We start from the raw sequence: 6,645 nt of genomic DNA on the forward strand, positions 1-6,645 counted from the left end.
TTGTTAAGCTCTTGCGACTTTTTATAGCTGATGATCCATTTTTATCGGCACAAATTATTTAAGGAATTAAAATGAGCATCAATGACGACATGGTTGTGCAGTTTAACTACACACTTCGTGATGAAAATGGTGAAGTGTTAGAGTCAAATGAAGGCCGTGATCCTATTGCGTACCTTCATGGACACGACAATATGATGCCTGGGATTGAAAGTGCTATTGCCGGTAAAAATGTGGGTGACAAATTTACTGTAACGCCTCCTGCTGCAGATACTTACGGTGAGCGCCAAGAAGGTGCAGAACAACGAGTATCAGTTAAACATTTAACCGGTGCGAAAGTATGGAAGCCGGGTATGGCTGCCATTATTAATACCGACCAAGGTCAACGACAGGTAACTGTTGTTAAAGTGGGTAAATTTATGGCCACCGTTGATGTAAACCATCCTTTAGCTGGACGTGAGCTGACATTTGATATTGAAGTTGTTGGTGCGCGTGACGCCACCGATGAAGAGATTGCACATGGCCATGCCCATGGTGTAGGCGGTCATCACCACTAATTTAATTATTACCCTTCAGTTGATACAAGTCTAAGCCTTCGGGCTTAGACTCTTATATAAGAATTCCAATGATTTTAACGTTTTCCCAAGGCAAAATAATTATTACTGCCACCGAAATTCAGTGTCGCCTAAATGCAAACCATATTATTTTTATAGCCGATGTTGATGATATCAGCTGTTATCATCAAGGGTTAGTGATAGCCGCCGATGCTGGAACCGTGAAGTGGAGCGTTAAATTAGATGACGCTAAGCAGTTTGATTTGTTTTTACAACAGACCAGTATTCAAGCTCAATAAAAAGTAAAAGGATTAATATGTCACAAGCGCAATTAGAAGCCATTGTTGTAGAGCCTAAAGTGCCAGCAACAGCCTGTGTTATTTGGTTACATGGTTTGGGTGATTCAGGCGCGGGTTTTGCCCCAGTGGTACCCGCTTTAGGTTTACCCACTGATCATGCTATACGCTTTATATTCCCTCACGCCCCAGAGCAAGCCGTAACCATTAATGGTGGCTTTGTTATGCGTTCATGGTACGACATCAAAAGCATGGACTTGCATGACAGAGCTGATATTGATGGTGTGTTGGCGTCAGAGGCACGTGTGAAAGCGTTAATTAAAGCACAAATGGAAAGCGGCATTGCCAGTGAAAATATTATTTTAGCGGGTTTTAGCCAAGGCGGGGTGATGAGTCTTTTCACCGGCTTGCGTTTACAGAATAAGCTTGCGGGCATTATGGCGTTATCTTGTTATTTACCCAGTGGAGACAAATTGCCAGAGCAATTAAGTGAAGTTAATAAAGGTACGCCTATTTTACAGCACCACGGTGAACAAGATGACGTGGTACCGATGTTTGCTGGTAAAATGGCTCATGACGCCTTGCTTGGTGCAGGCTATGAGTCTGTGTGGCAAACCTACCCCATGCCACATAGTGTATTGCCTAATCAGCTTATTGATATTGGACGTTGGATTTCTCAACGATTAATAAATCATTAAGGCAGTTTAGACAGACAAAAAAGCCGCTCCTTTGAGCGGCTTTTTAATATCGATTAATAACGATAGATTACTTAGCGTTCATTAACGCAACAGTGTTGTCTAACATGCGGTTACTGAAACCCCATTCGTTATCGTACCAAGCCATTACTTTAACTAGACGACCATTAACACGAGTTTGTGTTGCGTCAAAGTTAGAAGAGTATGGGTTGTGGTTGAAGTCGATAGATACTAAAGGCTCTTCATTAATAGCAAGTGCTTCGCTTAATGGGAAAGACTTAGCTGCTTCAGCAACGATTTGGTTGATTTCTTCAACAGTAGTGTCACGAGAAGCTTGGAAAGTTAAATCAACTAACGATACGTTTACAGTAGGAACACGTACTGCTAAACCGTCAAATTTACCTTGTAGCTCAGGTACGACTAAACCAACTGCTGCTGCAGCACCGGTTTTAGTCGGGATCATTGACATTGCTGCTGCACGAGCACGACGTAAGTCAGTGTGGTAAACATCTGATAAACGTTGATCGTTGGTGTAAGCATGAATGGTTGTCATTAAACCAGACTCAATACCAACCGCATCACTTAGTGGCTTAGCAAAAGGCGCTAAACAGTTAGTGGTACATGATGCATTTGAAATTACCGTCATGTCTTTGGTTAATACGTCTTGGTTAACACCGTAAACAACGGTCGCATCAACATTTTTACCAGGAGCAGAAATAATAACTTTCTTAGCACCAGCGTCTAAATGTGGTTGTACCGTTTCTTTTGAAGTGAAAATACCAGTACATTCGTAAACCACGTCTACGTTTAACTCAGCCCAAGGCAACTTAGATGGGTCACGCTCTTGGAAAGTTAGAATTTTGTCACCGTTGACGTAGATTGCTTCTTCGTCATGGTCTACTTTAGCGTTAAAACGGCCATGTACTGAATCGTACTTGGTTAAGTGAGCGTTAATAGACGCATCACCTAAATCGTTTAAAGCAACGATTTGGATTGGGTAATCTTTTTCGCTTTCATATAAAGCACGTAAAACATTTCTACCGATACGGCCGTAACCGTTAATAGCAACACGGATAGTCATCTCATATCCCTCAATTAAAAAAAAATTTGGTGGCACGTCTATCGCCTGGTAGTAAAATTACCAAATTGACGGCTTTCGTCAAGTTAAATCACCTAAAAAGGCCATAATAAGCACATTAATTTCGTAATTTTTTTCCATTTCAATCATTTTGGCTGGTTTTTGAGCGTGAAAATGAAAGTTTTTATACTAGCTAGTTAAACAAATTGATGATTATTCATCAGGTTTATTGTCAGAGAGTAGTTCAGCACTACTAGAGTTAGCAAAGTTTCCTGTCTGAATATCATCGATTAAAGCCTCTGCTTTTAAATCGAGGTTTTGAGCCAACATAGTGTCGTTATTGATTAACGCTAGAATTTGTTCTTCATTCACTTGATGCTCAGCTAAAAGCGTATTTGCTCGAGTAAATATATACACATTTTCTAAATCTTGCTGATGTTGATATATTTTTGCTAACCCTAAAAGCCAATCGGGGTCGAATTGTTCAAATGGGGTAATGTCGAATAGTTGTTTATACACTTGAATAGCTTTTTGCGGTGACTGACGAACAAATGAGGCTGCGAGTTGGCTCAGTATTTCTACTGATTCAACTTCACCGGCATTATATTTTTCAATCACCAGATTTTGTGAATCTTTATCATTAAACCTAATCCACCGATAAAAAGCTAAATATACGTCAGGGTTATCTTTAGTGTGTTGTTGCAACTCTGACAAGGTTTGAGTGCTGACAGCATAAGCACGCTTGCGGTCTTTGGTTCTGTCGGGGTTTAAAATGTGTTGTACCCCAGAGGCCAGTTCGACACATTTACTGTAGGTCTCTAAGTAAATAAGTTGCTGGTAAAGTTGTTTGCCAGACGGATCAGCGGTTTGCTTTAACTGATATCTATGACGAATAAGATCGCCTTTTTCGAATCGACACCAACTATCTTGATGCAAATCGGCACAAATTTCAGGATTATTTTTACAAATGACATCGCTATTTCGGTCGTTTTCACAGCCAATTAGGGCTAAAAAGACACTGATCAAACCAAATGATGTAATTATTACTAGATTTCGCTTCAAAATAGCCTCCCGGTGAGTAATTTATCTAATAAAATTACAGGTTTAGTAAAAATTTGTTGCTGGCGAAAAGTATCAATTTTCATTACAATGTCGCCGACCTAGCGGGAGTACATCCCGATTATAAGATTAATTATTAGCCTTTTCTTTTTGTTACTCAAACCTTTCTATAAATATTTTAAAGAAAAGTGGGATTAAAGGAACCTTACATGAGCGCAGATAAACACCTACAAAGCTGGCAAGAACGTTTTGAAATGGCAGAAGCGATGCAGCCTTTATTAGGAAAACTATACCGTAACCAAGGTGTCGAGGTTGTGGTTTATGGCAAGCCGTTATTAAATGCATCTACTATCGAAATTATCAAGTCACACCGTTTGGTTCGTCGCCACGTAGGTAATAAACTAAGATTACGTGAAAGCTTCCCATTTGTTCAGGCACTTAGCAAACTAGCTGTCAAACATTGTAAAGTTGATATTGGTAAGTTAGCTGTTAACTACTGGCGTGAACATAGTGACGAAAGCCAAATTGAAGCGTATATGGCAGATGCTTTGTCTGTTGGGCTTAATCATGGTGATGATACGCCTGCTCGTGATGTAGTGCTTTATGGTTTTGGTCGCATCGGCCGTTTATTAGCGCGCTTGTTAATTGAACGTACCGGTAAAAGCAATAAACTTTGCCTCAGAGCAATAGTATTGCGTGGTGGTAAAAAAGGTGATTTAGAAAAACGTGCAAGCCTACTGCGTCGCGATTCAGTTCACGGTCCTTTTAATGGCTCTGTAGAAGTTGATGAAGAAAACAATGCCATTATTGCTAATGGTACTTACATTCAAATTATTTATGCTAATTCACCAGATCAAGTTGATTACACAAAGTACGGTATTAAAGATGCTTTAATCGTCGATAATACGGGTATTTGGAAAGATGAAGACGGACTAGGACTTCACTTAAAGAGCCCAGGAGCGAAGAAAGTATTGCTAACCGCTCCAGCTAAAGGCGCAATTAAGAATATTGTATTTGGTGTTAACGAGAACGATATTCTTGAAGAAGATATGATTGTTTCAGCCGCTAGCTGCACAACTAATGCTATTACGCCAGTGTTAAAGGCTGTTAATGATAAGTATGGTATTGAAAATGGTCATGTAGAAACCATTCATTCATACACCAATGACCAAAACTTGATTGATAACTACCACAGCGCTGAAAGACGCGGTAGAAGTGCTCCTTTAAATATGGTTATTACTGAAACTGGTGCAGCTAAAGCCGTTGCTAAAGCGCTACCTGTTTTAGAGGGTAAGTTAACAGGTAACGCAATCCGTGTACCGACTCCTAATGTTTCAATGGCCATTATTAGCGCAAACCTTAATTCAGAAACTAACCGTGATGAGTTAAACGAATACCTTAAAGATGTCGCGCTACAATCGGACTTACAGAATCAAATTGACTTCACCGAGTCAACAGAAATTGTGTCTAGCGACTTAGTGGGTTCTCGTTATGCTGGGGTGGTTGACTCGCAAGCGACTATTGCTGATGGTAAACGTGCAATTTTATATGTTTGGTATGACAATGAATTTGGTTACAGTTGCCAAGTTGTTGGCGTAATGCAAAAAATGCTTGGTCTAACAACGCTGTCTTTACCGACAAGCGAGTAGCAATATTTAGCTAGCTACAACGGTTCAAAAGCACCCGAGAAGGGTGCTTTTGTGTTTTTCATTAGCTTAATGCTGCATTATTCGTCAGTTAATTAATTTTTTTAATTTTTACGATTTTATTGATTGACTATCAACATTAAATCGGTAGAATGCCATTCCGCACTCAGGGAGCAAGTCAGTTAATTGATTTGATTAATTTGAGTGTCGAACAAAATGCGACATTAGCTCAGTTGGTAGAGCGATACCTTGCCAAGGTATAGGTCATCGGTTCGAACCCGATATGTCGCTCCAAATTAGTTTTAATTGTGAATACGGTTAGAACAACAGTTTTGCCCGAGTGGTGGAATCGGTAGACACAAGGGATTTAAAATCCCTCGCTGAATAAGCGTGCCAGTTCAAGTCTGGCCTCGGGTACCATTATTAAGTTCGCACTTTTTAAAGTCGGATGATGGATAAAAAAGCCTCAACATTATGTTGGGGCTTTTTTATTTTTGTCACCATCAATATTTTCTATAGCCGTACCCTAGACAATTTCTAATTATTATCATCCTTGATATTTTCTATATTCGACATCCTCGAAAGCTTTAATCGAGGATCTGCTTTTGAGTAATTAGCGTAGATTCCAGCTTAAAAGCGTTGCTGGAATGACGGTTGGCTCGTCATCCTCGAAATCTTTAATCGAGGATCAGCTGTTAAGTATTTAGCGCAGATTCCAGCTCAAAAGCGTTGCTGGAATGACGGTTAGTTCGGTTCTGGAATGACGGTTGGGTCGTTACTGGAATAACGGTAACCCCGTCATCCTCGAGATCTTTAATCGAGGATCTGCTATTAAGTGTTTAGCGCAGATTCCAGCTCAAAAGCGTTGCTGGAATAACGGTAGCCCCGTCATCCTCGAAAGCTTTAATCGAGGATCTGCTTTTGAGTATTAAGCGTAGATTCCAGCTCAAAATCATTGCTGGAATGACGGTTGGCTCGTCATCCTCGAAAGCTTTAATCGAGGATCTGCTTTTGAGTAATTAGCGTAGATTCCAGCTCAGAAACATTGCTGGAAAGACGGTTGGGATCAGTCTGGAATGACGATATTTCCGTTATCCTCGAACACATCCAATTTCGTCATCCTCGAAAGCTTTAATCGAGGAGCTGCTGTTAAGTGTTTACCGTAGATTCCAGCTCAAAAACGTTGCTGGAATGACGGTTGGGTCGGTTCTGGAATAACGGTAACCCCGTCATCCTCGAGATCTTTAATCGAGGATCTGCTATTAAGTGTTTAGCGCAGATTCCAGCTCAAAAGCGTTGCTGGAATAACGGTAGCCCCGT

At 40.5% G+C, this 6,645-nt stretch carries 6 protein-coding genes and 2 tRNA genes; 6 read left to right on the forward strand and 2 right to left on the reverse strand.

The window, feature by feature from the left end; all coding sequences use genetic code 11:
- The first annotated feature begins 71 nt into the window (after positions 1-71).
- The 3 genes from L2672_RS10430 (at position 72) to L2672_RS10440 (ending at position 1,545) form a co-directional block, all read left to right on the forward strand.
- Positions 72-554: an FKBP-type peptidyl-prolyl cis-trans isomerase gene (locus L2672_RS10430; protein ID WP_248995788.1), complete on the forward strand. Its 483-nt coding sequence runs from the start codon at positions 72-74 to the stop codon at positions 552-554.
- 68 nt (positions 555-622) lie between these two features.
- Positions 623-850, forward strand: coding sequence for a DUF3389 family protein (locus L2672_RS10435; protein WP_248995789.1), 228 nt, complete (start codon positions 623-625; stop codon positions 848-850).
- A gap of 17 nt (positions 851-867) precedes the next feature.
- Positions 868-1,545 (forward strand): alpha/beta hydrolase, encoded by a 678-nt coding sequence (locus tag L2672_RS10440; protein WP_248995790.1) that lies wholly within the window; start codon positions 868-870, stop codon positions 1,543-1,545.
- Between the two features lie 67 nt (positions 1,546-1,612).
- Here the strand turns inward: L2672_RS10440 and gap are convergent, their stop codons facing one another.
- Positions 1,613-2,623 (reverse strand): type I glyceraldehyde-3-phosphate dehydrogenase, encoded by a 1,011-nt coding sequence (gene gap / locus L2672_RS10445; protein WP_248995801.1) that lies wholly within the window; start codon positions 2,621-2,623, stop codon positions 1,613-1,615.
- 210 nt (positions 2,624-2,833) lie between these two features.
- A complete protein-coding gene (locus tag L2672_RS10450) occupies positions 2,834-3,682 on the reverse strand; it encodes a DUF2989 domain-containing protein (protein ID WP_248995791.1) in 849 nt (282 codons plus the stop codon).
- Between the two features lie 206 nt (positions 3,683-3,888).
- On the opposite strand from L2672_RS10450, the gene L2672_RS10455 reads away from it, so the two are divergent.
- The 3 genes from L2672_RS10455 (at position 3,889) to L2672_RS10465 (ending at position 5,745) form a co-directional block, all read left to right on the forward strand.
- On the forward strand, positions 3,889-5,328 hold the full coding sequence (locus L2672_RS10455) for a glyceraldehyde-3-phosphate dehydrogenase (protein ID WP_248995792.1): 1,440 nt from the start codon (positions 3,889-3,891) through the stop codon (positions 5,326-5,328).
- Positions 5,329-5,543: 215 nt separating this feature from the next.
- Positions 5,544-5,619, forward strand: a tRNA-Gly gene (locus L2672_RS10460).
- 40 nt (positions 5,620-5,659) lie between these two features.
- Positions 5,660-5,745: transfer RNA gene (locus L2672_RS10465), tRNA-Leu, on the forward strand.
- Positions 5,746-6,645: the final 900 nt, after the last annotated feature.

This window comes from Shewanella gaetbuli (assembly GCF_023284065.1).
In the GTDB taxonomy this organism is placed as follows: Bacteria; Pseudomonadota; Gammaproteobacteria; order Enterobacterales; family Shewanellaceae; genus Shewanella; species Shewanella gaetbuli.

Bases quoted from the DNA above. Each gene is read 5' to 3' on its own strand.
- L2672_RS10430 (WP_248995788.1), top strand. From the start codon at position 72: ATGAGCATCAATGACGACATGGTTGTGCAGTTTAACTACACACTTCGT.
- L2672_RS10435 (WP_248995789.1), top strand. From the start codon at position 623: ATGATTTTAACGTTTTCCCAAGGCAAAATAATTATTACTGCCACCGAA.
- L2672_RS10440 (WP_248995790.1), top strand. From the start codon at position 868: ATGTCACAAGCGCAATTAGAAGCCATTGTTGTAGAGCCTAAAGTGCCA.
- gap (WP_248995801.1), bottom strand. From the start codon at position 2,623: ATGACTATCCGTGTTGCTATTAACGGTTACGGCCGTATCGGTAGAAAT.
- L2672_RS10455 (WP_248995792.1), top strand. From the start codon at position 3,889: ATGAGCGCAGATAAACACCTACAAAGCTGGCAAGAACGTTTTGAAATG.